This is a genomic window from Streptomyces sp. WM6372 (assembly GCF_001279655.1).
Classification (GTDB): domain Bacteria; phylum Actinomycetota; class Actinomycetes; order Streptomycetales; family Streptomycetaceae; genus Streptomyces.
Genome location: NZ_LGDB01000191.1, coordinates 70743 through 96346, shown reverse-complemented (window position 1 = coordinate 96346; position 25604 = coordinate 70743). Strand labels below are relative to the sequence as shown.

The window sequence follows — 25604 nt, the reverse complement described above, 5'->3', positions numbered from 1 at the left end:
CCGCGCCGCGCCTGAGCGCCGCCCCGGGTCCCGCCCGATGACCGTTCGGCCTCCCGCCGGACCGGCCGTCGGTCCCACCGCGACCCGGCACGGCCCGGCTCCCGGCCGACTCCTCCGCGGTCGGCCGGTCAGCCCCGGGCCGTCCGCCCTCCGGCCTCCGGCCGGTTCGTCCCGGCCAACCGGCTAGAAGCCGGAAGCCCGCCCGGCCCCAGGCCAACCAGCCTCCGGCCGCCTGATCGAAGGCCGACGACCCGGCCCCAGGTCGACCCGTTCGGCGGCCGTCTCGCGGTCACCCGACCAGTACCCCCTGTCCCGTGGACCGTCGGCACGCCCTGCCCGCAGGCCGGACCTTCCCCCGGCCGGAGCCCCGTGCCCGTTCCGTACCTGTTCCGTGCCCGTTTCGCGCCGTTCCGCGGCCTTGCGGCCGCCCGCTGTCGCAACCGACCCGAAGGAGTTCCCATGAGCACCGCCACCCGCACCCAGCAGCCCGTCGTCACCCGGATCGGCGGCCGGATCGGCGCCGAGATCGGGGGTGTGCAGCTGGGGGGTGGGCTTCCGGACGAGGTCGTCGCCGAGGTCCGGGCCGCCCTCCTCGCCCACAAGGTCGTCTTCTTCCGCGACCAGGACCACCTCGACGAGGCCGGCCACGAAGCCTTCGCCCGACTGCTCGGCACGCCCGTCGCCCACCCCACCGTGCCCTCCGCCGACGGCCGTTACGCCCTCGGCATCGACTCCCACCACGGCGCCCGCGCCAACCAGTGGCACACCGACGTCACCTTCGTCCCCGCCTACCCCGCCTTCTCCATCCTCCGCGCCGTCACCCTCCCCCCGTACGGCGGCAACACCCTCTGGGCCAACACCGCCGCCGCCTACGCCCACCTCCCCGAGCCGCTCCGCGTCCTCGCCGACGGCCTGCGCGCCGTTCACACCAACGAGTACGACTACGCCGCCCTCAAGCCCGACGCGCTCCCCGAGGCCCTCGCCCAGTACCGCGAGGTGTTCACGTCCACGAAGTTCCGCACCGAGCACCCCGTCGTCCGCGTCCACCCGGAGACCGGCGAACGCACCCTGCTCCTCGGCAACTTCGTCCAGCGGATCGACGGTCTGACCGGTCGGGACTCCCGTGCGCTGGTCGACCTCTTCCAGTCGCACATCGAGAGCCCCGAGAACACCGTCCGCTGGCAGTGGCGGGCCGGCGACGTGGCGATCTGGGACAACCGGGCCACCCAGCACTACGGCGTCGACGACTCCGACGACCACGAGCGCACCCTGCGCCGCGTGACGGTCGACGGCGACGTACCCGTCGGCCCGGACGGGCTCCCGTCCCGCCTGATCAGCCCGGAGACCGTCCCCGACCCGTCCTTCGGCATCCCCTCGGGCGCGTCCGCCACCGCCTGACCCGAGCTGCCTGACCCGGCCCGCCTGACCGGCCTGCCTGACCCGGCCCGCCCGAGCCGAGACCCGCCTGCCCCGCCCGTACGACGCCCCAGGAGGCACCGTGCCCACCCTGCTCGCCCTCACCGGCAGCCCCTCCCCGCACTCCCGTACCGCCGTCGTCGCCGAGCACGTGCTGCGCCGGCTCGCCCACGCCGGGTTCGACACCGCCCACCTCGCCGTACGGGAACTCCCCGCCGCCGACCTCCTCGCCGCCCGCCGCGGCGAGCCCGAGATCCGCCGGGCCCTCGAAGCCGTCGCGGAGGCCGACGGGATCATCGTCGCGACCCCGGTCTACAAGGCCTCGTACACCGGCCTGCTCAAGGCCTTCCTCGATCTGCTCCCGCAGGACGGGCTGGCCGGGAAGACGGTGCTGCCGATCGCCACCGGCGGCAGCCTCGCCCACGTACTGACCCTCGACTACGCCCTGCGCCCGGTGCTGGCCGCGCTCGGAGCCCGGCACGTCACCGCCGGACGGTTCGTCCTGGACTCCTCCGTGGAGCGCGGAGCCGGCCCCGACCGGCTGCGGCCCGAGGCGGAGCTGGACCTCTTCCAGGCCGTCGACGAGTTCGCCGAGGCGCTGAACGCCCCAGCATCCGCCGCCCCCTTCGCGACGACCGCCCCGTAGCGGCCCCGAAACCCCCGATTCCCGACAAGGACGCCCCATGCCCGCAGCCCTCGCCTCCACCTCCACCTCCCGACGCCAGTTCCTCGCCCTGCTCGGCATCTCGGCGGCCGCGGTGAGCTGCGGTACGGCCACCGCCTCCGGCGGATCCGGCAAGCAGGTCACGTCCCTCAAGTACCAGGGCGCCGTCGGCGCCGTCCTGCTCCCCGAACTGGCCGCGGACCTCGGCTACCTGGGCGGCCTGACCCTCGACTGGGTCGGCAACACCATCAGCGGTCCCCAGGACATCCAGTCCGCGGCCACCGGCCAGACCCACTTCGGCGGCGCCTTCAACGGGGCCATCGTCAAACTCGCCGCGAGCAAGGCCCAGATCCAGTCCGTCATCTCCTACTACGGCTCCGACAAGGACACCTACCTCGGCTACTACGTCCTGGAGGACAGCCCGATCCGCTCGCCCCGCGACCTGATCGGCAAGAAGGTCGGCATGAACACCCTGGGCGCCCACGCCCAGGCCCTGCTGGAGATCTACCTGGAGCGCAACGGCCTCTCCAAGGCCGATGCGGCGAAGGTCGAGTCCCTCGTGGTCCCGCCCGTCAACACCGAACAGGCGCTGCGCCAGAAGCAGATCGAGGTCGGGGTGCTCAGCGGCGTCCTGCGGGACAAGGCCCTCGCCACCGGCGGCATCCGCCCGCTGTTCAAGGACTTCGAGCTGCTGGGCGCCTTCAGCGCCGGGTCGTACGTGATGACCCGGCGGTTCATCAAGGAGAACCCCGACACCGTACGGACCTTCACGACCGGTGTCGCCAAGGCCATCGAGTGGTCCCGGACCACCCCGCGCGAGGAGGTCATCGCCCGGATGACCGAGATCGTCAAGAAGCGCGGCCGCAACGAGGACACCTCCACCCTCCAGTACTGGCGCTCGTTCGGGGTGGCCGAGACCGGCGGCCGGATCGCCGACAAGGAGTTCCAGCTGTGGATCGACTGGCTCGGTGAGCGCGGCGAGATCAAGAAGGGCCAGCTGAAGCCGGCCGACCTCTACACGAACGAGTTCAACGACCAGGGGAAGGGCTGAGCGCCATGGCGAAGATCGTGTTCGAGTCCGTGACGAAGACCTTCCCCAGGAAGCAGGCCAAGGGCAGGAGGGCCGGAGGCAGGAAGGCCGGCGCCGACGGCGGCAGCTTCACCGCCCTCGACGGCGTGGACCTGGAGATCGGGGCCGGGGAGTTCGTGGTGGTCGTCGGACCCAGCGGCTGCGGCAAGTCCACCCTCCTCGACCTGCTGGGCGGCCTGACCCGGCCCACCTCCGGCCGGATCCTGCTCGACGGCGAGCCGGTCACCGGACCCGGCCTGGACCGGGGCATCGTCTTCCAGCAGTACGCCCTGCTGCCCTGGCGCACCGCGCTCGGCAACATCGAGTTCGGGCTGGAGGCGACCGGCGTCCCCCGCCGTGAACGCACGGAGCGGGCCCGGGAGTTCCTGGACCTCGTCGGCCTCACCGGCTTCGAGGACCGCCACCCGCACGAGCTGTCCGGGGGGATGCGCCAGCGCGTGGCCATCGCCCGGTCCCTCGCCTACGACCCGGACGTCCTCCTGATGGACGAGCCGTTCGCCGCGCTCGACGCGCAAACCCGTGAATCCCTCCAGGACGAGCTGCGCCGCATCTGGCAGCGCACCGGCAAGACCGTCGTCTTCATCACGCACGGGATCGAGGAAGCCGTGTACCTCGGGCAGCGGGTGGCCGTGATGACCTCCCGCCCCGGCCGGATCAAGGAGGCCGTCCCCGTCTCCTTCGGCGACCGGGCCACCGGCGCCGGCGGGGAGGAGCTGCGCTCCAGCCCGGAATTCGCCCGCTACCGCCACGAGATCTGGACCCTGCTCCACGACGAGGTGGCCCGCGCCCAGCAACTGGAGAAGGAGGAGGCCACCGTATGAGCACCGGAACCGATACGAAGAGCACCGCGGCCGAGGCGGGTCCCGGGAGCGGGGTGCACACGCCCACCCACGCGCCCGCGCCCGTACGGGAACCCGCGGCGGTACGCGAACCCGAGCCGGTACGGGAACCCGCACCGGCCCCGCCCGCCCCTGCGGCCCCCACCGCTGCGGCCCCCGCCCCGGCCCCGGCCCCCGCACAGGCTCCGGCCGCCCTGCGCGCCGTCGCCCGGTGGCTGCGCGCGGCGGCCCTGCGCTCGGCGGCGATCCTCGCCCTGCTCGTGGTCTGGGAGGCGGCGCCCCGGCTCGGACTGGTGGACTCCACCTTCCTCCCGCCGGTCAGCGAGGTCGCCGCGGCCTGGTGGGAACTGGCGGGCAACGGCCAGCTCGCCGAGCACACGCAGGCCAGCCTCGTCCGTTCCTTCGGCGGCTTCGGCATCGCCGTCGTCGTCGCGGTCCCGCTCGGCCTGCTGATCGGCTGGTACCGCCCCGTCGCGGTGCTGCTCGGCCCGCTGCTGGAGGTGTTCCGCAACACCGCGGCCCTCGCGCTGCTGCCGGTGTTCGTCCTGCTGCTCGGCATCGGCGAGACCTCGAAGCTCTCCATCGTCGTCTACGCCTGCGTCTGGCCGATCCTGCTGAACACCATCAGCGCCGTCGGCAACGCCGATCCGACGCTGGTCAGACTCGCCCGGTCCATGGACCTGTCCACGCCGAGGCTGTTCCAGAAGGTGATCCTGCCGGCCTCCGTACCGGCCGTCTTCACCGGCATCCGGCTGGCCGGCGCCGTCTCGATCCTGGTCCTCGTGGCCGCCGAGATGATCGGCGCCAAGGCGGGTCTCGGCTACCTGATCAACGCCTCGCAGTTCAACTTCGCGATCCCGGAGATGTACGCGGGCATCGTCACCATCTCGGCCATCGGCGTCGCCTTCAACCAGCTCCTCATCACCGTCGAACGCCGCCTCAGCCTCTGGCGCGTCCCCGCCTGACACCCGTCTCTCCCACCCCGAGGAACACCATCATGACCGCACGCCGGACCCTCCACCTCAACGCGTTCCTCATGAACGCCGGGCACCACGACGCCGCCTGGCGGCATCCCGACAGCAGTCCCGAGCGGGTCACCGACCTGCGGTACTTCCAGGAGCTGGCGCGGACCGCCGAGCGGGGGCGGCTCGACTCGATCTTCTTCGCCGACGGGCTCGCGCTCTGGGGCAAGGCCCGCTACAACGCCCTCGGCGGGTTCGAGCCGCTCACCCTGCTCTCCGCCATCGCCGCCGTCACCGAGCACATCGGGCTGATCGCCACCGTCTCGACCACCTTCAACGAGCCCTTCCACCTCGCCCGCAAGTTCGCCTCCCTCGACCACATCAGCAACGGCCGCGCCGGATGGAACATCGTCACCTCCGGCACCGTGGACGAGGCCCGCAACTTCGGTCAGGACGAGCACCTCGAACACGGCCTCCGCTACGAACGCGCCCGCGAGTTCCTCGACGTGGCCACCAAGCTCTGGGACAGCTGGGAGGACGACGCGATCGTCCTCGACAAGGAGCGCGGCATCTACGCCGACACCGACAAGCTGCACCCCGCCGCCCACCGCGGTACGTACTTCGGCGTCGCCGGCCCGCTCAACGTGCCCCGCTCGCCGCAGGGCCACCCGCTGCTCGTCCAGGCCGGCTCCTCCGAGGACGGCAAGGAGTTCGCCGCGCAGTACGCCGAGGCCGTCTTCACCGCCCAGCAGACCCTCGCCGACGGGCAGACCTTCTACAAGGACCTCAAGTCGCGCCTCGCGAAGTACGGCCGGGCCGAGTCCGACCTGCTCGTCCTGCCCGGCATCGCCCCGGTCATCGGCTCCACCGAGGCCGAGGCCAAGGCCCTGGAGCAGCAGCTCACCGACCTCCAGGTGCCGGAGTACGGGCTCGCCCAGCTCTCCGGCATGCTCGGCACCGACCTGACCGGCCTGCCCCTCGACGGCCCGCTGCCCGAGCTTCCCGAGGAGCGGGACATCAACGGCAACAAGAGCCGCTTCACGCTCGTCGCCGAACTGGCCCGCCGCGACGGCCTCAGCCTGCGCGACCTGATCGCCCGGCTCGGCGCCGGCCGCGGTCACCGCGTCTTCGCCGGCACGCCCGAGCAGATCGCCGACCAGCTGGAGGAGTGGTTCACCCAGGGCGCCGCCGACGGGTTCAACGTCATGGCGCCCGTACTGCCGACCGGGCTCACCGACTTCGTCGACCACGTCGTGCCGATCCTCCAGCGGCGCGGCCTGTTCCGCACCGAGTACACGGGGGCGACCCTGCGCGAGAACTACGGCCTCGCGCGCCCGGCGAACCGGTACGCGCAGGCCGCCTCGTGAGCGGCCCGGGTACGTGAGCGCGCGGCCGCCGGAGCCTCGTACTCCGGCGGCCTCCGCGCGTCGTCAGACGGTGAGGACGATCTTGCCGCGGGTGCGGCCGGCCGCGCTGAGCTCCCAGGCCTTCGCGGCCTCGGCGAGCGGCAGCGCGTGCTCCACGTTGACCGTGAGCTTGCCCGCGTCGGAGAGTTCCGCCAGGAAGGTCAGGTCGGTCGTGTCGGGGCGCACCCACAGCTGGTGCGCGCCCTTGGCGGCGGCCTCGTAATCGGCGATGGAGACCACCCGGTCACGCTCCTTGACGAGCGACTGGAGGATCTCGACGGCGCCGTCCCCGAAGAAGTCCAGCCCGGCGTCGATGCCTTCGGGGGCGAGTGCGCGGATCCGGTCCGCCAGGCCCTCCCCGTACAGGACGGGTTCGGCGCCGAGCGAGCGCAGGTAGTCGTGGTTGTGCGCGCCGGCGGTGCCGATGACGCGCAGACCGAGCGCGACGGCGATCTGCACGCCGAAGGAGCCGGTGCCGCCCGCTGCGGAATGGATGACGACGGTCTCGCCGGCCTTGAGGCCCGCGCGGGTGAGGGACTGGTACGCGGTGAGGCCGGCCAGCGGGAGGCCCGCGGCCTGCTCGAAGGTCAGGGCACGCGGTTTGCGGGCCAGCGTCCGGACGGGGGCCGCGACGAGTTCGGCGTAGGTGCCGAGCTCGACCCACTCCTTGCGGACGTACCCGTACACCTCGTCGCCGACGGAGTGGTCGAAGGTGTCGGGGCCGACGGCCTCGACGACGCCGGCCACGTCCCAGCCGGGTATGACGGGGTAGCGGACTTCGAGGATCGGGTCGAGGTATCCGGCGGCGAGCTTCCAGTCGACCGGGTTGACGCCGGCGGCCTTGACCCGCACCAGCACCTCGCCGGGGCCGACCTTGGGCTGCGGTACGTCAACGAGCTTGAGGTTCCGGGAAGTTCCGTATGCGTCGTACGTGATTGCCTTCATGATCGTCCCCAACCGGACCCCGGGGGGACCTATTCCCGTGCGGGGCTCCTCACGCGGGCAGGCTGTTGCGGTGCGAGCGCCGCCGGGCCGCGCTGAACAGGGCCTGGATCTGTACCCCGGACTGCTCGACGTCGTCCAGCGGAGAGGGGAACGGCAGCCGTACGTCGTGGTGGCCGCGGTGCAGCTCCAGGCGCAGGGTGATCCCGTACCGGTCCATGGCGAGCGGCAGTACGCGGACGATCGCCGCGGCGGGCAGCGGCCGGACCAGGCGCAGGAGGAGCGTGACGAGCTCGGCGTGGTCGTCGAGGAGGTGCGTGAGCATGCCGGCCTCGAACGGGGCGAGGGGGTCGGGGCAGGCCGCGTCGAGCTCTTCGAGGCCGACGTACGTGCGGCCCTCGCCGGTCTCCAGGACGGCCCGGCCGAACTCCATGCAGGTGGAGCCGGCGCCTTCGTCCGTGTAGGGCGTCAGCAGGCGGCCGGTGATCGTGACGCGGGCGCGCACCCGGTCCCGTACGGGCGTGGGGGCGATGTCGGTGAACTCCAGCCGGATCGACGGCCGGTGCTCGCCTGCGCCGCCGGGTTCGGCGGGGTGCAGGTGCAGCCGGCCCATCGGGTCCGAGCCGTCGAGGTGGCGGATCTCGCTGCTCAGCCCGTCGGTGACCACGGTCATGGAGTGGGCGGCGGCCAGGATCGACCGGACCCGCTCGGCATCGGCGGGCCGGCCGGCGGCCGGGGTGGCGGGGGCAGCACCGGGCATGTGCATGCGGGATCTCTCCATCGTCCTGGGCGAGTGACTTAGGCATGCCTAACCTAACCCATTCCCTTCCACGGGAGTACCCCGTGTCGCTCGTGTCGTTGTTGGGCTGAACGGGTGAAACACGAGAAGATGGGGGGATGCACATGAAGCGCACGGCCGAGGCGGCCCGGTGAGCAGGTACGACGTCACGGACGAACAGTGGGAGGGGCTCGCGCAGGTGGTCCCCCTGCGCAGTCGCAACGAGTGGCCCTCCCGGGTGGACCACCGCACGATCCCCACGGCGCCGGGGGCGTCCGCGGCGGAGCAGCGGCGCTTCGTCGTGATCCGGGTCCAGGTCTTCGCCGATGCGCGGGAGGTGGCCGAGTACCTGATCGCGCAGATCCCGGTGCTGCTCGACCTCACCGGCGCCGACAGCGAAGTGGCCAAGCGGATCCTCGACTTCAGCAGTGGCGTGGTCTTCGGGCTGGGCAGCGGGATGCACCGGGTCGACCGGAACGTCTTCCTGCTGGCGCCCGTCGGGACCGAGGTCGAGGGGATCGCGGCCGCCGCCGTCCCCCGATCGTAGGAAGGTCGCCAGGACGGAACGGTTCGCCGCGCCCACCGGGGGCCCGGCGGCCCGTACCGTCCGGCGCATGGACGCCTCTTTGGACTTGACCGCGCCGGGGGCCGGGGGCCCTGCCCGTGCCGGGTCATCCGCCGCCGTTGCCGACGACGGGCTCCCGCCCGCCGGCGCCGTGCCGGCGGCCCGCGCGCCGCGGCCCGCCGTCGTGCACCATCGGCCCGTCGTCACCGAATTGCGGCTCTCCGCGTTCGGCAGGCACCGCGGCGCCGTCTTCGCGCTGGAGCCCGTGACCTTCCTCGCCGGGCCCAGCGGCAGCGGCAAGTCCCAGGTCCTGGCCGCCCACGAGGCCCTGGCGGGGCTCGGGGCCGGGGCCACCCTGGAGGAGGCGTTCCCCGATCCGCAGGCCCGGATCCCCGACCGGGCCCTGCCCGACGGCCAGGGGCGGCGCGGCTTCCGCATCGGCTGCACCGTCGACGGACCCGCCGGGCCGGTCCGCCTCGACCTCGCCGTACAGGCCGAGCCCACGCTCCGGATCGTCGGCGAACGGCTCGCGGTGGACGGGCAGATCCTTCTCGGCACCGCCCTGCGCGACCCCGGCCGGCGCTCCGTGCAGGCCTCCTGGCTGACCGGCGGGGCCGTCGGCGTCACCCGGGCCCCGCTGCCCGACGACCGGCTCGGCACCGCCCTCCTGCCGCTGCGCGTCGCCGGTTCCACGGCCGGGCAGCGCCAGGTGCTCGCGGCGGCGGAGCAGGTGGTGGTGGCGCTGCGCTCGGTCTTCCCCTGCGACCCGAGCCCCGACCGGATGCGCGCACCCGTCCCGCCGGGCGAGGGCCGGCTGCTCGGCGACTGCGCCAACCTCGCCGACGTGCTGCGCCGGACCCGCCACGAATGCGGCACCCGCCACGCGCTGCTCGCCGCGGCGGCGCGGACCGGCTGCGCGGGCCCGGTGGAGGGGCTGGACGTACGGGATCCCGCGCACGGCCCGGTCACGGCGGTGCTGGACCGGGGCCGCTCCGGGCCCGCCACGGAACTGGGCCGGCTCGGCGCGGGCGAGCTCCGCTTCCTCGCGCTGGCGCTGGTCCTGCTGACCGGCCCGGGGGTGCTCGCCATGGACCCGGCCGCCGAACTGATCTCCGCCCGGCAGGCGCTGACCGTCCTCGCCGACGGCTTCGACCGCGATCTGGACGGGCGGCAGAGCGCCGAGCTGTTGCGGCTGGCCCTGCTGTCCTGCGGCCGCGGCCATGTCCGGCTGCTCGCGGCGGTGGGGGAGGCGGCGGCCGCGGCCGCCCGCGTGACCCCGGGGGTGGCGGTGGTAGACCTGACGCCATGAGCGATGAGCGGGACGTACAGCACGGCGACGAGCCGCGGCCGCACGAGCGGCTGCACCAACTTCAGCGGCGGCTGGCCGAGTTCGCCGCGGCGCGCGGCTGGGAGCCGTACCACACGCCCAAGAACCTGGCCGTGGCGCTGAGTGTGGAAGTGTCCGAACTGGTCGAAATCTTCCAGTGGCTGACCCCGGAACAGTCGGCGAAGGTCATGGAGGAGCCGGAAACCGCGCACCGCGTGGCCGATGAGGTGGCCGACGTGCTGGCGTATCTGCTGCAATTCTGTGAGGTTCTCGGGGTGGATGTGCTGGATGCGCTCGCCGCGAAGATCGAGAGGAACGAGCTCCGCTTCCCGGTGACAGGGCCTCCGACATCGAATTGTCACTCTTCGGAGTGATGGCGTCGTCCACAACCATGTTTGTGTCCACAGATTTCCGAATACCCCTGGCTTTACTGGCCCATTGCCCTCACTCTGGGTAGTGGTGAGGATGGCGGATGTCGTGCGGACGGGGGACGGCATATGGATGCGGTACGGCTCATCGCGGCCGGCCGGCACGCGCTGGCACAGAGCGGGGCGGCGATGGACATCGTGGGCGAGGCCTGGCAGGCCCAGGCGCTCGCCCAGGGGATCGGGAGCTGGCTGGCGGTCACGGGGCCGCCGGAGCTGAGATCGGAGGCGCGGGGACTGGGTGAAGCGGGGGGCAGAGGCTGCGGGGTGCTCGACAGAGCGGCCCTGCGCGGAGAGGGCAGCGCGCCCGACTATCCGCCGAGAGCCGCGCAGCTGACCGGGGTGGCGGATGTCCGCCAGGCTCTCCTGGGACTGCAGGCGCTGCTCGGCGAAGTGGGGATAGCCCTGGTCGGGGTGGCCTGCGCGACGGACGACGAAGGCCTGTACTGGCAGTGCATAGAGTCCATAGACGCGGCCGACGAATCGAGCGACCGGGTCAGGGGCGCCCTGCGCAGGCTGGCGGTCCGCGAACGGGGCTCGGCCTCCGGCGTGGCCTGACGGGGAACGGTGCGAGCGGAATCGGGGTCCCGCCGCGCGCGACGGGACCCGCACGGTCATCCGACCGGCATGGTCAGTACGACCGGTGGGACGGGCGCTCGCTCTCGGGGGTACGGCTGCCCGGGGTCAGCGGCGCGCCGGGGGCGCGGTCCGTGGAGGACTGGAGGTCGGCGTCGAGCTGCGACAGGTCGGCGTTCAGCGCCGCCATCAGCTCTTCCATCTGCTGGAGCAGGCCCTTCGGTGCGCCACCCTGGGCGGCCGCCGCGGGTTCCTGGCGTGCATGGTCGTATGCTGCCTGTCCGGTTTGTCCCGTGTGCTCGGGCACGGACTCGTGGGACATGGCGGCCTCCTCGGCCCTGGCCCTTCCGAGGCGGAAGGGGGCGGTGGACGCATCGGCGGAAGGCCGCCGGCGCGCGGGCCGGGCGGTCCGGCTCCGCCCGAGCCAACGATCCCCATCCGGGCCGGTCACTGGCCCGGCCGGGGGTGGTCCGTCCGGTTGACGGAGATTCACCCTGCAGGGGTGGGCGAGGCAGGATGGGAGTCATGGATCTCCGTATTTTCACCGAGCCCCAGCAGGGCGCGAGCTACGACACCCTCCTGACCGTCGCGAAGGCCACCGAGGACCTGGGCTTCGACGCGTTCTTCCGGTCGGACCACTATCTGAAGATGGGGTCGGCGGACGGCCTGCCGGGGCCCACCGACGCCTGGATCACCCTCGCGGGCCTGGCCCGGGAGACGCGGCGGATCCGGCTCGGCACGCTCATGACGGCCGGTACCTTCCGGCTGCCCGGCGTGCTCGCCATCCAGGTGGCGCAGGTCGACCAGATGTCCGGCGGCCGGATCGAACTGGGCCTGGGCGCGGGCTGGTTCGAGGAGGAGCACAAGGCGTACGGCATCCCGTTCCCGGCGGAGCGGATGGCCCGGCTGGAGGAACAGCTGGCCATCGTCACCGGGCTGTGGGCGACCGAGCCCGGCGCCACCTTCGACTACGCGGGCACCCATTACCAGGTGGAGAAGTCCCCGGCGCTGCCCAAGCCGGCCCAGGCCAAGGTGCCCGTACTCATCGGCGGTCACGGCGCGAAGCGCACCCCGCGCCTCGCCGCCCGGTACGCGGACGAGTTCAACATGCCGTTCGCGTCGATCGCGGACAGCGAGCGGCAGTTCGGCCGGGTGCGCCGGGCCGCGGAGGAGGCCGGGCGGGGGGCCGGCGACATCGTCTACTCCAACGCCCTGGTGGTGTGCGTCGGCAAGGACGACGCCGAGGTCGCCCGCCGGGCCGCCGCCATCGGCCGCGACGTGGACGAGCTCAAGGCCAACGGCCTGGCCGGCTCCCCGGCGGAGGTGGTGGAGAAGATCGGCGCCTACGCGGCCGTCGGCAGCTCCCGCGTCTACCTCCAGCTGCTCGACCTCGACGACCTGGACCACCTGGAGCTGATCTCGGCCCAGGTGCTGTCCCAGCTCGGCTGAGGGAGGCGGAGGAACCGTGCCCCGCGCGTCCGGCCCGCTCGCAGAAGCCCTGGCCCGCAGGGTCGTGCTCCTGGACGGGGGGCTCAGCAATCAGCTCGCCGACCAGGGCTGCGACCTGTCCGGAGGTCTCTGGTCGGGCCGGGTGCTCGCCGAGCGGCCGGACCAGGTGGAGGCCGCGCACACGGCGTACGCGCGGGCCGGGGCCGAGGTGCTGATCACCGCCAGCTACCAGGTCGGGTACGAGGCCTTCGCCGCCCAGGGCCACGACCGGGCCGAGACCACCGCCCTGCTGCACCGCAGCGTCGCGCTGGCCGCCCGGGCGGCCGAGGCCGCCGACCACGAGGTCTGGGTCGCCGCCTCGGTCGGCCCGTACGGGGCGGTGCTCGCGGACGGCTCCGAATACCGCGGGCGGTACGGGCTGAGCGTGCGCGAGCTCGCCGCCTTCCACCGCCCCCGCATCGAGGCGCTGCTCGCGGCGGGCGCCGATGTCCTGGCACTGGAGACCGTCCCGGACGCGGAGGAGGCCGAAGCCCTCCTCGGCGTCCTCGCCGGAACGGGGGCGGCCGCCTGGCTGAGCTACACCGTGGCCGGCGGCCGTACCCGCGCCGGCCAGCCGCTCCCCGAGGCCTTCGCCCTCGCCGCCGAGGCACCGGAGGTCATCGCGGTCGGCGTCAACTGCTGCGACCCGGCGGACGTGCTGCCCGCCCTGGAGGCGGCCGCCTCCGTCACCGCCACACCGCTCCTGGCCTACCCCAACGACGGCTCCGTCTGGGACGCGCCCACCGCCACCTGGCACGCCCCGCCCCACCCCGCCCCCTGGCCCGTCGAGGCCTGGCGCGCCGCGGGCGCCCGCCTGATCGGCGGCTGCTGCCGCATCGGCCCGCCCGACATCGCCGGTCTGGCCGCGGGGATCGAGGGGGACGGGACCGGTCATTGGCGCCAGCGGGGCTGACCGGGACCCTTGCAGGTGTAGGAGACGCCCTTCTTGCTGACGCCGGTCGCCCCGGCCGGGGAGCAGAACGCTCCGGGTGTCACGGTGCCCGCACCCGAGCCACCGCTGTCGGACCCACCCGAGGAGGATGACCCCCCGGAGGAGGACGATCCACCCGTGGACGACGACCCACCAGAGGAGGAAGACCCCCCGGAGGAGGACCCACCAGAGGACGAACCCCCGGACGCCGATCCCCCGGAAGAGGACCCGCCCGATGACGTGCTGCCGGAGCCGCCGTCCTCATGCGTCGGCGCCGGCGCCGGCTCCGGGTGGAGCCGGGTGTTCGGCGCACTCGGGCAGGCGGTCCCGGGGGACGCGAGCTTCAGGGAGGCGGAGGTGGTACCGGGCGCGCTGATCTCCTTGCCCTCCGCGGGCTCCTGGAAGCAGACGACCCAGTCGTCCACGGCGGCCGGCAGGGTGACGTCCGTGTACGCGCTCTGCGGCTCGATCTTCTGGAAGCCGATCGGCCCGAGCGTCTCCGACGCCTTGGCGAAGGCCAGACCGACGACCTTGGGCATCTTCGGATAGGGGATCGGATCCCCGTCCTTCGCGGGGCACGGGACAGCGGTGCGGACCACGCCGAAGTCGAGCGCGGGTATCGCACCGGCCTTCTCGGTGAGCACGCTCTGGAAGCACACCTTCCAGTCGTCCTCGGCCACTTGGGCGGCGTTCCCCTCGGAGGCGTCGTGCGAGAGCACGCCGAATCCGGCGGCGAGCGCCGTGGCCCTCGCCTCCTTGAGGTTCCGGCCGACGAGGGCGGGCGGCTCGGCCCGGCCGGCGCTCGCACTGGGCGGGGCGGACGCCAGAGCGGCCGGCTTGGAGTCGGCCTCGGCCTTCTTCGGCGGGTCGCCCAGGAAGGGCGTGAGGAACCACAGACCGGCGAGAACCGTTGCGACGATCTTCTTGGCCTGCCCCCACCGGCTCGTCCAGGCGAGCGCGATGCCCGCGGGCGGGATCACGACCAACAGAGCGATGATCAGGGCGGGATGCTGCCACCAGCGGCGGACGGGCGCGGGCATGGGTGGGTAGGGCTGCGGCGGGTACACGAGGGGAAGCCCTCCTGGGCGACGGGGCTGCTGCGGCACGGGGGAACGCCGTGTTCCGGGGACCGTACAGCGCCCGCCGCGCGGTTGTCGGGCACTTGCCCGGATCGGGATCCGCGGGGTGGGCGGGGGACGGTGGAGGGGGGAAATCCAGTGGCCCCCGGCGGTGGGCTGCGTCCATGCTGAGCTGCATGTTCTTGACGATCTCCACCACTGGCAGTGCCGAGCACCCGGCTACCGACCTGGGCTTTTTGCTGCACAAGCATCCCGGGAAGGTGCAGGCGTTCTCCACCTCCCACGGCGTTGCCCACGTGTTCTATCCCGAAGCCGCGGACGAACGGTGCACGGCGGCGCTGCTGCTGGAGGTGGATCCCGTCGCGCTCGTGCGGCGGGGCCAGGGCAAGGGGCGGGGCGGGGCGCCCGACGCCGCGCTCGCGCAGTACGTCAACGACCGCCCGTACGCGGCCTCCTCGCTGCTCGCCGTCGCGCTCGGTTCCGTCTTCCGCAGCGCCCTGGCCGCCAAGTGCGCGGCCCGGCCCGAGCTGCCGGAGCAGGTGCGTCCGCTGCGGATCGAGATACCGGCGCTGCCCGCGCGCGGCGGGCCGGAGCTCGTCCACCGGCTCTTCGATCCGCTCGGCTGGGACCTCGTACGGGCCGAACCCGTACCGCTCGACGAGCAGTTCCCGGAGTGGGGGGACTCCCGGTACGTACGGCTCGTCCTGGAGGGCGAGCTGCGGCTCGCCGATGCCCTGCGGCAGCTCTACGTGCTGCTGCCCGTGCTCGACGACGCCAAGCACTACTGGGTCGCGCCCGACGAGGTCGACAAGCTGCTGCGTGCCGGGGACGGCTGGCTCGCCGCTCACCCCGAGAACGGACTCATCAGTGCCCGTTATCTCGCCCGGCACAAAAGGCTGACGCGCGACGCCCTGGAGCGGTTGGAGCTGCTGCGTCTGGCCGAGGCCGACGGCAGTGAGGTGGAGGAGCTCGACAACGCCGTGGAGGAGGCCGACGAAAGGCCGCTGCCGCTCGCCGTGCAGCGCCGTGAGGCGATCCTCGCCGCGCTGCGCGCCGCCGGTGCGGCCCGGGTCCTCGACCTCGGCTGCGGACAGGGCCAGTTGGTGCAGGCCCTCCTCAAGGAGCCGGCCTTCACCGAGATCGTCGGTCTCGACGTGTCCATGCGGGCCCTCGGCATGGCCGCCAAACGGCTGCGCCTGGAGCGGATGGGGGAGCGGCAGAGCAGCCGCGTCCGGTTGCTCCAGGGCTCGCTCGCGTACACCGACAAGCGGCTGGCCGGTTACGACGCGGCCGTGCTCAGCGAGGTCATCGAGCACCTGGACCTGCCGCGGCTGCCCGCCCTGGAGTACGCGGTGTTCGGCGCGGCCCGCCCCCGTACGGTCCTCGTCACCACCCCCAACGTCGAATACAACGTCCGCTGGGAGACCCTGCCCGCCGGGCACGTCCGGCACGGCGACCACCGCTTCGAGTGGAACCGCGAGGAGTTCAGCGGCTGGGCCGCCTCCGTGGCCGGACGCCACGGGTACGAGGTCGCCTTCGTACCCGTCGGCGACGACGACCCCGAGGTGGGGCCGCCCACCCAGATGGCCGTCTTCACCCAGATCCAGACCAACACCGCAACCGCAACCGCAACCGCCACCGACACCGCCAAGGAGGGAGAGGCCGCATGACCAGTACCGGCAACCGCGTACTTCCCGTCACCGACCTGTCCCTCGTCGTCCTCGTCGGGGCCACCGGATCCGGGAAGTCCACCTTCGCCCGCAGGCACTTCAAGCCCACCGAGGTCATCTCCTCCGACTACTGCCGGGGCCTCGTCGCCGACGACGAGAACGACCAGAGCGCGAGCCGGGACGCCTTCGAGGTCCTGCACTACATCGCCGGCAAGCGCCTCGCGGCCGGCCGCCTGACCGTCGTCGACGCCACCAGCGTGCAGGCCGAGGCCCGCCGGCAGCTGGTCCAGCTGGCCCGCGAGCACGACGTACTGCCCATCGCCATCGTCCTCGACATGCCCGAGGAGGTCTGCGCCGAACGCAACGCCACCCGCCCCGACCGGGCCGGGCTGCCCCGCGCCGTCATCCAGCGGCACCGCCGTGACCTGCGCCGCTCGCTGCGCGGACTGGAGCGCGAGGGCTTCCGCAAGGTGCACGTGCTGCGCACTCCGGAGGAGGCCGAGGCCGCCGAGGTGGTGCGGGAGAAGAGGTACAACGACCTCACCCACCTCACCGGCCCCTTCGACATCATCGGTGACATCCACGGCTGTTCCTCCGAACTGGAGACCCTGCTCGCCAAGCTCGGCTACGAGGACGGCGTCCACCCGGAGGGCCGCACCGCCGTGTTCGTCGGCGACCTCGTCGACCGCGGCCCGGACAGCCCCGGCGTCCTGCGCCGGGTGATGGGCATGGTCGGCTCCGGCAACGCCCTGTGCGTGCCCGGGAACCACGAGAACAAGCTCGGCCGTTACCTCAAGGGCTCCAAGGTCCAGCAGACCCACGGGCTCGCCGAGACGATCGAGCAGCTCGGCCGCGAGCCGGAGGAGTTCGTCCAGGAGGTGCGGGAGTTCATCCGCGGCCTCGTCAGCCACTACGTGCTCGACGGCGGCAAGCTGGTGGTCTGCCACGCCGGCCTGCCCGAGAAGTACCACGGGCGCACCTCCGGCCGGGTCCGCTCGCACGCCCTGTACGGGGAGAGCACCGGCGAGACCGACGAGTTCGGCCTGCCCGTGCGCTACCCGTGGGCCGAGGAGTACCGCGGCAAGGCGGTCGTGGTCTACGGTCACACCCCGGTCCCGGACACCTCCTGGATCAACAACACCATCTGCCTGGACACGGGCGCCGTCTTCGGCGGGAAGATGACCGCCCTGCGCTGGCCCGAGCGCGAACTGGTCGACGTACCGGCCGAGAAGGTCTGGTACGAGCCGGTCAGGCCGCTGGCCACCGAGGCGCCGGGCGGCGCTGCACTGGATTCGTCACGGGACGGGCGCCCGCTCGACCTGGGCGACGTGCACGGGCGCCGGATCGTCGAGACCCGGCACCTGGGCAACGTCACCGTGCGCGAGGAGAACGCGGCGGCGGCCCTGGAGGTCATGAGCCGCTTCGCGGTGGACCCGCGGCTCGTCCCGTACCTGCCGCCGACCATGGCGCCCACCGCCACCTCGAACGAGAGCGGCTACCTGGAGCACCCGGCCGAGGCCTTCGCCCAGTACCGCAAGGACGGCATCGCCCAGGTCGTCTGCGAGGAGAAGCACATGGGCTCCCGCGCCACCGTGCTGCTCTGCAAGGACGCGGAGGCGGCCCGTGCGCGCTTCGGCGCCGGGGGTGCCTCCCACGCCGAAGGCGGTGGGGGAGGACTGACCGGTTCCGTCTACACCCGCACCGGGCGGCCCTTCTTCCAGGACCCCGAGGTCACGGAGGAGGTCCTCGCCCGGCTCCGTGGCGCCGTCACCGACGCGGGCCTGTGGGAGGAGCTGGCCACCGACTGGCTGCTGCTGGACGGGGAGCTGCTGCCCTGGTCGCTGAAGTCCACCGGCCTGCTGCGCAACCAGTACGCCGCCGTCGGCGCGGCCTCCCGCGCCGTGTTCCCGGACGCCCTCGGCGCCCTGGCCGCGGCCGCGGAGCGGGGCATCGACACCGGCGGCCTGCTCGCCCGCCAGCGGGACCGGGCCGCCGACGCCGAGCGGTTCACCGACGCCTACCGGCGCTACTGCTGGACCACCGACGGGCTGGACGGGGTACGGTTCGCGCCGTTCCAGCTGCTGGCGGCGGCCGGGCGCTCGCTGGCCGCCGTACCCCACGACGAGCAGCTGTTCTGGCTGGACCGGCTCGTGGCCGCCGACGAGGCGGCCGGCACCGGGCTGCTGCGCCGCACCGGCCGGATCCTGGTCGACACCGCCGACGAGGACTCCGTACGGGCGGGCACCGACTGGTGGCTGGAGCTGACGGCCGCGGGCGGGGAGGGCATGGTGGTCAAGCCGCTCCAGGCGTACGCCCGGGACGGCAAGGGCCGGCTGGTCCAGCCCGGGGTCAAGGTGCGCGGGCGGGAGTACCTGCGGATCATCTACGGCCCGGAGTACACGCGTCCGGAGCAGCTGGAGAAGCTGCGGCAGCGGTTCCTGGGGCACAAGCGCTCGCTGGCCCTGCGTGAGTACGCGCTCGGGCTGGAGGCCCTCGACCGGCTGGCGGGCGAGGAGCCGCTGTGGCGGGTGCACGAGGCGGTGTTCGCGGTGCTCGCCCTCGAATCGGAGCCGGTCGACCCCCGGTTGTGAGCGGGGACGTACGCGGAGCCGTACAGCGGAGCCGTAAAGGTGAGGCCCCTGTACGGCCCCGAATTAGGTCGTATGGGGGAACTTTCCCGCCGAACGCCGGGAAAACCGCCGGCGGGATCGTTCATCCAGGGCAGCGGAATGTCCGCGACCCTGGAAGGACGGAACGTCACCTATGAAGATGACCGCGCGCGGAAGCATTGCGGCACTCATGACCTGTATGGCCGCGGCCGGCGCGGCCACCCCGGCCGTGGCCGACTCGGTGCCGGTGGGTGTCCCCCTGGACGCCGTGAAGACCACACTGGGCGTGGACACCCCGCGCGTGGCCACCGCGGTGCCGGTGCCGGTCGTCGGCGCGCCGGAGGCCCCCCGCTACCACAAGGGCGATCTGCTCCCCAGCCCGATCCTCCCGGTGCTGCCGGTCACCACCGAGCTCGGCAGCACCCTGGTCGGGGCGCCGGTGCCGAACCTGCTCGGCGACCCGAAGACCGACGGCGAGGGCTCGCTGGAGTCCCCGGCCACCGATCTGCTCGCCCGCACCCCCGGTGCGGTCGTCGGCGCCCCGCTGACGATGCCGGACGGCAGCAACTACGGCATCCCGAACGTGACCACCCCCAAGCTGGGCCTGACCGCCCCGGAGCTGATCGGGGCCCCGTCGGCCCTCCTCGGCCTGCGCTGATCCCGCCGGCGCCGCCGGGACCGCGGGGGATGCCGGCTGCGCCGCGTCTCCTGAGCGAACGCCACGTCAAAAAGCCGTCCGGTCTGCGAACGTGTATGCCATGGGATTCCATGTCGACTCCGAGACCGGGCGGCTTCGCCGCGTCATCCTCCACCGGCCCGATCTGGAGCTGAAGCGGCTCACACCGAGCAACAAGGACGCGCTGCTCTTCGACGACGTGCTGTGGGTGCGCCGGGCCCGTCAGGAGCACGACGGTTTCGCGGACGTCCTGCGCGACCGCGGCGTGGAGGTGCACCTCTTCGGCGACCTGCTGTGCGAGGCCCTGGAGATCCCGGAGGCCCGACACCTCGTGCTGGACCGGGTGTTCGACGAGAAGGAGTACGGTCCGCTCGCCACCGACCACTTGCGCGCGGTCTTCGACCAGCTGCCGGTGGCCGGGCTGGCCGAGGCGCTGGTCGGCGGGATGACCAAGCGCGAGTACCTGGAGCGGCACGCGGAGCCGGTGTCGGTCCGCTTCCACGCCATGGAGCTGGACGACTTCCTGCTGGGGCCGCTGCCCAACCACCTGTTCACCCGGGACACCTCCGCCTGGATCTACGACGGGGTGTCCATCAACGCCATGCGCTGGCCGGCCCGGCAGCGGGAGACGGTGCACTTCGAGGCGATCTACAAGCACCACCCGCTCTTCACCTCCTCCGGCGCGTTCCACTACTGGTCGCAGGGACAGGCGGACTACCCCTCGACGATCGAGGGCGGGGACGTGCTCGTCATCGGCAACGGTGCGGTGCTGATCGGGATGAGCGAGCGGACCACGCCGCAGGCGGTGGAGATGCTCGCGCGGGGCCTGTTCGCCGCCGGGTCGGCGACCACCATCGTGGCGCTGGACATGCCGAAGCGGCGGGCCTTCATGCACCTGGACACGGTGATGACGATGGTGGACGGAGATACGTTCACTCAGTACGCGGGCCTCGGCATGTTGCGCTCCTACACGATCGAGCCGGGGGAGGGCCTCCAGGAACTGAAGGTGACCGACCACCCGCCGGAGCACATGCACCGGGCCATCGCCGCCGCGCTCGGGCTGGACTCGATCCGGGTGCTCACCGCGACGCAGGACGTGCACGCGGCGGAGCGCGAGCAGTGGGACGACGGCTGCAACGTGCTGGCCGTGGAGCCGGGGGTGGTGGTGGCGTACGAGCGGAACGTGACGACCAACACCCACCTGCGCAAGGAGGGCATCGAGGTCATCGAGATCCCGGGCAGCGAGCTGGGGCGGGGGCGGGGCGGGCCGCGGTGCATGAGCTGCCCGGTGGAGCGGGATCCGGTCTGAGACCCCTCTGTATATCAATGCAAAGGATCGTATAGACTTCCAGAATCCCCTAGCAGCGCGACCCTTGGAGTGTCCCCATGGCCACCGACCTCGTCGGCCGCAGTTTCCTCAAGGAGCTCGACTTTTCCGCCGCCGAGTTCCGCGGCCTGATCGAGCTCGCGGCCGACCTCAAGGCGGCCAAGAAGGCCGGGGCCGAGCAGCGCCGCCTCCAGGGCAGGAACATCGCGCTGATCTTCGAGAAGACCTCGACGCGCACCCGCTGCGCGTTCGAGGTCGCCGCCGCCGACCAGGGCGCTCACACCACCTACCTCGACCCCGCCAGCTCCCAGATCGGCCACAAGGAGTCGGTCAAGGACACGGCGCGGGTGCTGGGCCGGATGTTCGACGGCATCGAGTACCGGGGTGACAGCCAGGAGGCCGTCGAGGCGCTCGCCGCCCATTCCGGCGTGCCCGTGTTCAACGGCCTCACCGACGACTGGCACCCCACCCAGATGCTGGCCGACGTGCTCACCATGACCGAACACTGCGCCAAGCCGCTGGAGCGCATCGTCTTCGCCTACCTCGGGGACGCCCGCTTCAACATGGGGAACTCGTACCTGGTGACCGGCGCGCTGCTCGGCATGGACGTGCGCATCGTCGCGCCGAAGGCCTACTGGCCGGCCGAGTCCGTGGTGTCGCGGGCGCGCGGGCTCGCGGCGGCCAGCGGGGCCCGGATCACGCTGACGGAGGAGGTCGCCGAGGGTGTGGCCCAGGCCGACTTCGTCGCCACCGACGTGTGGGTCTCCATGGGCGAGCCCAAGGAGGTCTGGGACGAGCGGATCGCCGCCCTGGCCCCGTATGCCGTCACGATGGACGTGCTGCGCGCGACGGGCAACCCCGACGTGAAGTTCCTGCACTGCCTGCCGGCCTTTCACGACCTGGGCACCAAGGTCGGCCGGGAGATCCACGAACGGCACGGGCTGGACTCGCTGGAGGTGACGGAGGAGGTGTTCGAATCCGCGCACTCCGTGGTCTTCGACGAGGCCGAGAACCGGCTGCACACCATCAAGGCCGTGCTTGTCGCGACCCTCGCCGGGCCGGCCGCCGGTCAGGCCGTGCTGCGGCCCGCATAGTCATGCGGGCCGCGCCGCCAGGGTGAACCAGACCGCCTTCCCGTCCGCCGTCGGGCGGTGGCCGCAGGCCGAGCTGAGGGCGCGGATCAGCGGCAGCCCGCGGCCGTGCTCCTGCCACGGGTCGGGGAACAGGTCGTCCGGGCGGGCGCCCGGGGCGCCGGCCGGGCCGAGGGTGCCGGGCGGCCGCGGATCGCCGTCGTGGACCTCGACCTGGCAGCCGTCGGCCAGCAGCTCCACGACCAGCTCGATCGGTTCCTCCCCGGCGGTGTGCTCCACGGCGTTGGCGACCAGCTCCGCGGTCAGCAGCTCCGCCGTGTCGCTGTCGGCGTGCACGACGGGGACGTCGGTGAGCGCCGTGCGGACGAGGGCGCGCGCGAGCGGCACGGCGGCTGTCGTGCGGGGCAGCGGGATGCGCCAGGCGAAGACGTCGGGCATGCGGGACCTCCGTTCCGGGAGCGGGAGAGCGGGAGGGACAAGAGAGCGGGAGAGCAAAAGGGCAAGGGGAACGAGCGGCGGGGCGAGTGCGGAGGGGGAACTTCCACTTTCAACGATACGGAGTGCCGTTTTGATCCCGCGGGGCACCCCTCACCCATGTGTCGCGTTTCTGTGACGGCAGTCACGATGCAGTGATACCGTCGATCGTGTGAGCCCCTTCATCGGTTCCACAGCAGCGACCGAACGGTGGCGCCACCTGCGGGTGACCCGGCAGGACGGCGTGGCCACCGTCACCCTCGACCGCCCCGAGAAACTCAACGCCCTCACCTTCGGCGCCTACGCCGACCTGCGCGACCTGCTCGCCGAGCTCTCCCGCGAGCGGACCGTACGCGCCCTCGTCCTCGGCGGCGAGGGGCGCGGCTTCTGCTCCGGCGGGGACGTAGACGAGATCATCGGCGCCACCCTCGCCATGGACACGGCCCAGCTCCTCGACTTCAACCGGATGACCGGCCAGGTGGTGCGGGCCATCCGGGAATGCCCCTTCCCGGTCATCGCCGCCGTACACGGGGTCGCCGCCGGCGCCGGCGCCGTCCTCGCCCTCGCCGCCGACTTCCGGATCGCCGACCCCACCGCCCGCTTCGCGTTCCTCTTCACCCGCGTCGGCCTCTCCGGCGGGGACATGGGCGCCGCGTACCTGCTGCCCCGCGTCGTCGGCCTCGGCCACGCCACCCGGCTGCTGATGCTCGGCGAACCCGTACGCGCGCCGGAGGCCGAGCGCATCGGCCTGCTCAGCGAGGTCACCGAGGAGGGCAAGGCCGGCCTGCGGGCCGCCGAACTCGCCGCGCACCTCGCCGCAGGCCCGGCCCTCGCGTACGCGCAGACCAAGGCGCTGCTGACCGCCGAACTCGACATGCCGCTGGCCGCGTCGGTCGAGCTCGACGCCAACACCCAGGCCCTGCTGATGAACGGCCGGGACTACGCCGAGTTCCACGCCGCCTTCACCGGGAAGCGGCCTCCGGAGTGGAAGGGCAGGTAGCGCCATGCCGGCAGGCAGCGCAATGCGGGTCGCCGTCGTGGGCGGCGGGCCCGGGGGCCTGTACGCCGCCGCGCTGCTGGCCCGCCAGGGCCACACGGTCGAGGTCTGGGAGCGGGGCGCCCCGGAGGACACCTTCGGCTTCGGGGTGGTGCTCTCCGACGAGACCCTCGGCGGCATCGAACGGGCCGACACCGTGGTCTACGCCGCCCTCGGCGCCGAGTTCGTGCGCTGGGACGACATCGACATCGTGCACCGGGGCCGGCTGCTGACCTCCGGCGGCCACGGCTTCGCCGCCCTCGGCCGGCGCCGGCTGCTGGAGCTGCTCCACGAGCGCTGCGCCGGACTCGGGGTCAGGCTCCGCTTCCGCACCCCGGCGCCGGCCGCCGAGGTCCTGGCGGCCTCGTACGACCTGGTCGTCGCGGCCGACGGGGTACACAGCGCGACCCGGCAGAGCGGCGCCGCGCACTTCCGCCCGACGCTGACCAGCGGGCACTGCCGGTACATCTGGCTCGCCGCCGACTTCGCCTTCGACGCGTTCCGCTTCGAGATCGCGGAGACCGAGCACGGCGTCATGCAGCTGCACGCCTATCCGTACTCCGCGGACGCCTCCACCGTGATCGTGGAGATGCACGAGACGGTGTGGCGGGCCGCCGGCTTCGACCTGTGCGACGAGGCCGAATCGGCCGCCCGCTGCGCCAAGATCTTCGGCGAGGCCCTGCGCGGGCGCCCGCTGCACGGCAACCGCTCGGCGTGGACCGAGTTCCGTACGGTCACCAACGAGCGGTGGTCGCACGGCAACGTGGTCCTGCTCGGCGACGCGGCGCACACCGCGCACTTCTCCATCGGCTCGGGCACCAAGCTGGCGGTGGAGGACGCGCTCGCACTCGCCGAAGCGGTGGCGGCGGAGCCTGACGTACCCGCCGCCCTCGCCGCGTACGAGGCCGCCCGGCGCCCGGCGGTGGCCTCGACCCAGCGGGCCGCCGCCGCCAGCATGCGGTGGTTCGAGGAGATCGCCGGGTACGTGGACCAGCCCGCCCGGCAGTTCGCCTTCAACCTGCTCACCCGCAGCCGCCGGGTGACCCACGACAACCTGCGGCTGCGCGACGAGCGGTTCACCCGGGCCGTGGAGCGGGACTTCGGCTGCCCGGACGAGCGCACCCCGCCGATGTTCACGCCGCTGAAGCTGCGCGGGCTGACCCTGCGCAACCGGGTCGTGGTCTCCCCGATGGACATGTACTCCGCGCAGGACGGCGACGGGATGCCGGGAGACTTCCACCTGGTGCACCTGGGCGCGCGGGCCCTCGGCGGCGCCGCCCTGGTGATGACCGAGATGGTCTGCGTGTCCGCGGAGGGCCGGATCACCCCCGGCTGCACCGGCCTGTACACGGCCGAGCAGGCGGCGGCCTGGACCCGGATCGCGGACTTCGTGCACACCTCCGCCCCCGGCACCGCGCTCGGCGTCCAGCTCGGCCATGCGGGCCGCAAGGGCTCGACGCGGCTGATGTGGGAGGGCATGGACGACCCCCTCCCGGAGGGCAACTGGCCGGTCGTGGCGGCCTCGGCCGCGCCCTACCGGCCGGGCGTCTCTGCTGTCCCGCGCACGCTGACGGCGCAGGACCTGGCGTCGATCCGCTCCGACTTCGCGGCCGCCGCGGTCCGGGCCGCCGGCTGCGGGTTCGACCTGCTGGAACTGCACTGCGCTCACGGCTACCTGCTGTCCGGCTTCCTCTCCCCGCTCACCAACCACCGTACGGACGCCTACGGCGGGCCCCTGGAGAACCGGCTCCGCTTCCCGCTGGAGGTCTTCGACGCGGTCCGCGCCGTCTGGCCCGCCGACCGGCCGATGACCGTCCGCATCTCGGCCACCGACTGGGCCCCCGGCGGCACTTCGGCCCAGGACGCGGTGGACATCGCGGCCGCCTTCGCCGCGCACGGAGCCGACGCCATCGACGTGTCGACCGGCCAGGTGGTGGCGGACGAGCGCCCCGAGTACGGGCGCTCGTACCAGACCCCGTACGCGGACCGGATCCGCAACGCGCTGGGCGTCCCGGTCATCGCCGTCGGCGCCATCTCCTCCTGGGACGACGTGAACTCCCTGCTGCTGGCGGGCCGCGCGGACCTCTGCGCCGTCGGCCGCCCCCACCTCTACGACCCGCACTGGACCCTGCACGCGGCCGCCGACCAGTCCTACGAGGGCCCGGCCGCGCCCTGGCCCGCCCCCTACCGCGCCGGCAGCCGCAAACCCCCGGCCGGGCGCGGCTGAGGGACC

Annotated in this window: 24 protein-coding genes; 19 read left to right on the top strand and 5 right to left on the bottom strand. The window is 72.9% G+C overall.

Annotation, left to right across the window (positions count from 1 at the left end; all coding sequences use genetic code 11):
* The first annotated feature begins 459 nt into the window (after positions 1-459).
* The 6 genes from ADK52_RS21395 to ADK52_RS21370 all read left to right on the top strand — a co-directional run bounded on the left by ADK52_RS21395 (position 460) and on the right by ADK52_RS21370 (position 6338).
* Entirely contained in the window at positions 460-1398 is a 939-nt protein-coding gene (locus ADK52_RS21395) for a TauD/TfdA dioxygenase family protein (protein WP_053691445.1), read from the top strand.
* Between the two features lie 100 nt (positions 1399-1498).
* On the top strand, positions 1499-2062 hold the full coding sequence (gene ssuE, locus ADK52_RS21390) for an NADPH-dependent FMN reductase (protein ID WP_053691444.1): 564 nt from the start codon (positions 1499-1501) through the stop codon (positions 2060-2062).
* Between the two features lie 37 nt (positions 2063-2099).
* A complete protein-coding gene (locus ADK52_RS21385) occupies positions 2100-3131 on the top strand; it encodes an ABC transporter substrate-binding protein (RefSeq protein ID WP_053691443.1) in 1032 nt (343 codons plus the stop codon).
* Between the two features lie 5 nt (positions 3132-3136).
* Entirely contained in the window at positions 3137-3991 is an 855-nt protein-coding gene (locus tag ADK52_RS21380) for an ABC transporter ATP-binding protein (protein ID WP_053691442.1), read from the top strand.
* Positions 3988-4974 (top strand): ABC transporter permease, encoded by a 987-nt coding sequence (locus ADK52_RS21375; RefSeq protein ID WP_053691441.1) that lies wholly within the window; start codon positions 3988-3990, stop codon positions 4972-4974. The genes ADK52_RS21380 and ADK52_RS21375 overlap by 4 nt, the downstream gene beginning before the upstream one ends.
* 32 nt (positions 4975-5006) lie before the next feature.
* On the top strand, positions 5007-6338 hold the full coding sequence (locus tag ADK52_RS21370; protein ID WP_053691440.1) for an LLM class flavin-dependent oxidoreductase: 1332 nt from the start codon (positions 5007-5009) through the stop codon (positions 6336-6338).
* Between the two features lie 63 nt (positions 6339-6401).
* Here the strand turns inward: ADK52_RS21370 and ADK52_RS21365 are convergent, their stop codons facing one another.
* Together ADK52_RS21365 and ADK52_RS21360 are read right to left on the bottom strand one after the other, a co-directional pair.
* Positions 6402-7322 (bottom strand): NADP-dependent oxidoreductase, encoded by a 921-nt coding sequence (locus ADK52_RS21365; protein WP_053691515.1) that lies wholly within the window; start codon positions 7320-7322, stop codon positions 6402-6404.
* A gap of 49 nt (positions 7323-7371) precedes the next feature.
* Positions 7372-8085, bottom strand: a complete 714-nt coding sequence (locus ADK52_RS21360) for a DUF2470 domain-containing protein (RefSeq protein WP_053691439.1) — start codon at positions 8083-8085, stop codon at positions 7372-7374.
* 163 nt (positions 8086-8248) lie between these two features.
* Between ADK52_RS21360 and ADK52_RS21355 the strand changes: the two genes are divergently transcribed.
* From ADK52_RS21355 to ADK52_RS21340, 4 genes are all read left to right on the top strand, one after another.
* Positions 8249-8644 carry a cell division protein SepF gene (locus ADK52_RS21355; RefSeq protein WP_053691438.1) on the top strand — a complete coding sequence of 132 codons (396 nt, stop codon included), beginning with the start codon at positions 8249-8251 and terminating at the stop codon, positions 8642-8644.
* A 67-nt stretch (positions 8645-8711) separates the two neighbouring features.
* Positions 8712-9971: an ATP-binding protein gene (locus ADK52_RS21350; protein ID WP_234344118.1), complete on the top strand. Its 1260-nt coding sequence runs from the start codon at positions 8712-8714 to the stop codon at positions 9969-9971.
* Positions 9968-10363 carry a nucleotide pyrophosphohydrolase gene (locus ADK52_RS21345; protein WP_053691436.1) on the top strand — a complete coding sequence of 132 codons (396 nt, stop codon included), beginning with the start codon at positions 9968-9970 and terminating at the stop codon, positions 10361-10363. Before ADK52_RS21350 ends, ADK52_RS21345 begins: the two co-directional genes overlap by 4 nt.
* 123 nt (positions 10364-10486) lie before the next feature.
* Positions 10487-10972 (top strand): DUF6099 family protein, encoded by a 486-nt coding sequence (locus tag ADK52_RS21340; protein ID WP_053691435.1) that lies wholly within the window; start codon positions 10487-10489, stop codon positions 10970-10972.
* Positions 10973-11045: 73 nt separating this feature from the next.
* Here the strand turns inward: ADK52_RS21340 and ADK52_RS43055 are convergent, their stop codons facing one another.
* The gene (locus ADK52_RS43055) at positions 11046-11192 is read right to left on the bottom strand and encodes a hypothetical protein (RefSeq protein ID WP_199828533.1); all 147 of its coding nucleotides are present in this window, start codon (positions 11190-11192) and stop codon (positions 11046-11048) included.
* 323 nt (positions 11193-11515) lie between these two features.
* Here ADK52_RS43055 and ADK52_RS21330 point away from each other — a divergent pair, with 323 nt between their 5' ends.
* Positions 11516-12439 (top strand): LLM class F420-dependent oxidoreductase, encoded by a 924-nt coding sequence (locus ADK52_RS21330; protein ID WP_053691434.1) that lies wholly within the window; start codon positions 11516-11518, stop codon positions 12437-12439.
* Between the two features lie 16 nt (positions 12440-12455).
* Positions 12456-13391: a homocysteine S-methyltransferase gene (gene mmuM, locus ADK52_RS21325; protein WP_053691433.1), complete on the top strand. Its 936-nt coding sequence runs from the start codon at positions 12456-12458 to the stop codon at positions 13389-13391.
* On the opposite strand, the gene ADK52_RS43050 is transcribed toward mmuM, so the two are convergent.
* Entirely contained in the window at positions 13370-14449 is a 1080-nt protein-coding gene (locus ADK52_RS43050; RefSeq protein WP_199828531.1) for a PASTA domain-containing protein, read from the bottom strand. The two genes, mmuM and ADK52_RS43050, sit on opposite strands and share 22 nt — an antisense overlap.
* A gap of 215 nt (positions 14450-14664) precedes the next feature.
* Here ADK52_RS43050 and ADK52_RS21315 point away from each other — a divergent pair, with 215 nt between their 5' ends.
* The 5 genes from ADK52_RS21315 to argF all read left to right on the top strand — a co-directional run bounded on the left by ADK52_RS21315 (position 14665) and on the right by argF (position 21864).
* Positions 14665-16158: a 3' terminal RNA ribose 2'-O-methyltransferase Hen1 gene (locus ADK52_RS21315; protein ID WP_053691514.1), complete on the top strand. Its 1494-nt coding sequence runs from the start codon at positions 14665-14667 to the stop codon at positions 16156-16158.
* Complete coding sequence (locus ADK52_RS21310) at positions 16155-18749, top strand: polynucleotide kinase-phosphatase (RefSeq protein WP_053691431.1); 2595 nt, start codon at positions 16155-16157, stop codon at positions 18747-18749. The genes ADK52_RS21315 and ADK52_RS21310 overlap by 4 nt, the downstream gene beginning before the upstream one ends.
* Positions 18750-18957: 208 nt before the next feature.
* Positions 18958-19425 carry a hypothetical protein gene (locus tag ADK52_RS21305; RefSeq protein ID WP_234344117.1) on the top strand — a complete coding sequence of 156 codons (468 nt, stop codon included), beginning with the start codon at positions 18958-18960 and terminating at the stop codon, positions 19423-19425.
* 100 nt (positions 19426-19525) lie between these two features.
* On the top strand, positions 19526-20752 hold the full coding sequence (locus tag ADK52_RS21300; protein WP_053691429.1) for an arginine deiminase: 1227 nt from the start codon (positions 19526-19528) through the stop codon (positions 20750-20752).
* 77 nt (positions 20753-20829) lie between these two features.
* Entirely contained in the window at positions 20830-21864 is a 1035-nt protein-coding gene (argF, locus tag ADK52_RS21295) for an ornithine carbamoyltransferase (RefSeq protein ID WP_053691428.1), read from the top strand.
* Here argF and ADK52_RS21290 read toward each other — a convergent pair whose 3' ends face one another.
* Positions 21865-22299: an ATP-binding protein gene (locus ADK52_RS21290; RefSeq protein ID WP_053691427.1), complete on the bottom strand. Its 435-nt coding sequence runs from the start codon at positions 22297-22299 to the stop codon at positions 21865-21867.
* 208 nt (positions 22300-22507) lie between these two features.
* Between ADK52_RS21290 and ADK52_RS21285 the strand changes: the two genes are divergently transcribed.
* Together ADK52_RS21285 and ADK52_RS21280 are read left to right on the top strand one after the other, a co-directional pair.
* Complete coding sequence (locus ADK52_RS21285) at positions 22508-23335, top strand: enoyl-CoA hydratase family protein (protein WP_053691426.1); 828 nt, start codon at positions 22508-22510, stop codon at positions 23333-23335.
* Positions 23336-23339: 4 nt separating this feature from the next.
* Positions 23340-25598: a bifunctional salicylyl-CoA 5-hydroxylase/oxidoreductase gene (locus ADK52_RS21280; RefSeq protein ID WP_078988501.1), complete on the top strand. Its 2259-nt coding sequence runs from the start codon at positions 23340-23342 to the stop codon at positions 25596-25598.
* The last annotated feature ends 6 nt before the right edge of the window (positions 25599-25604 follow it).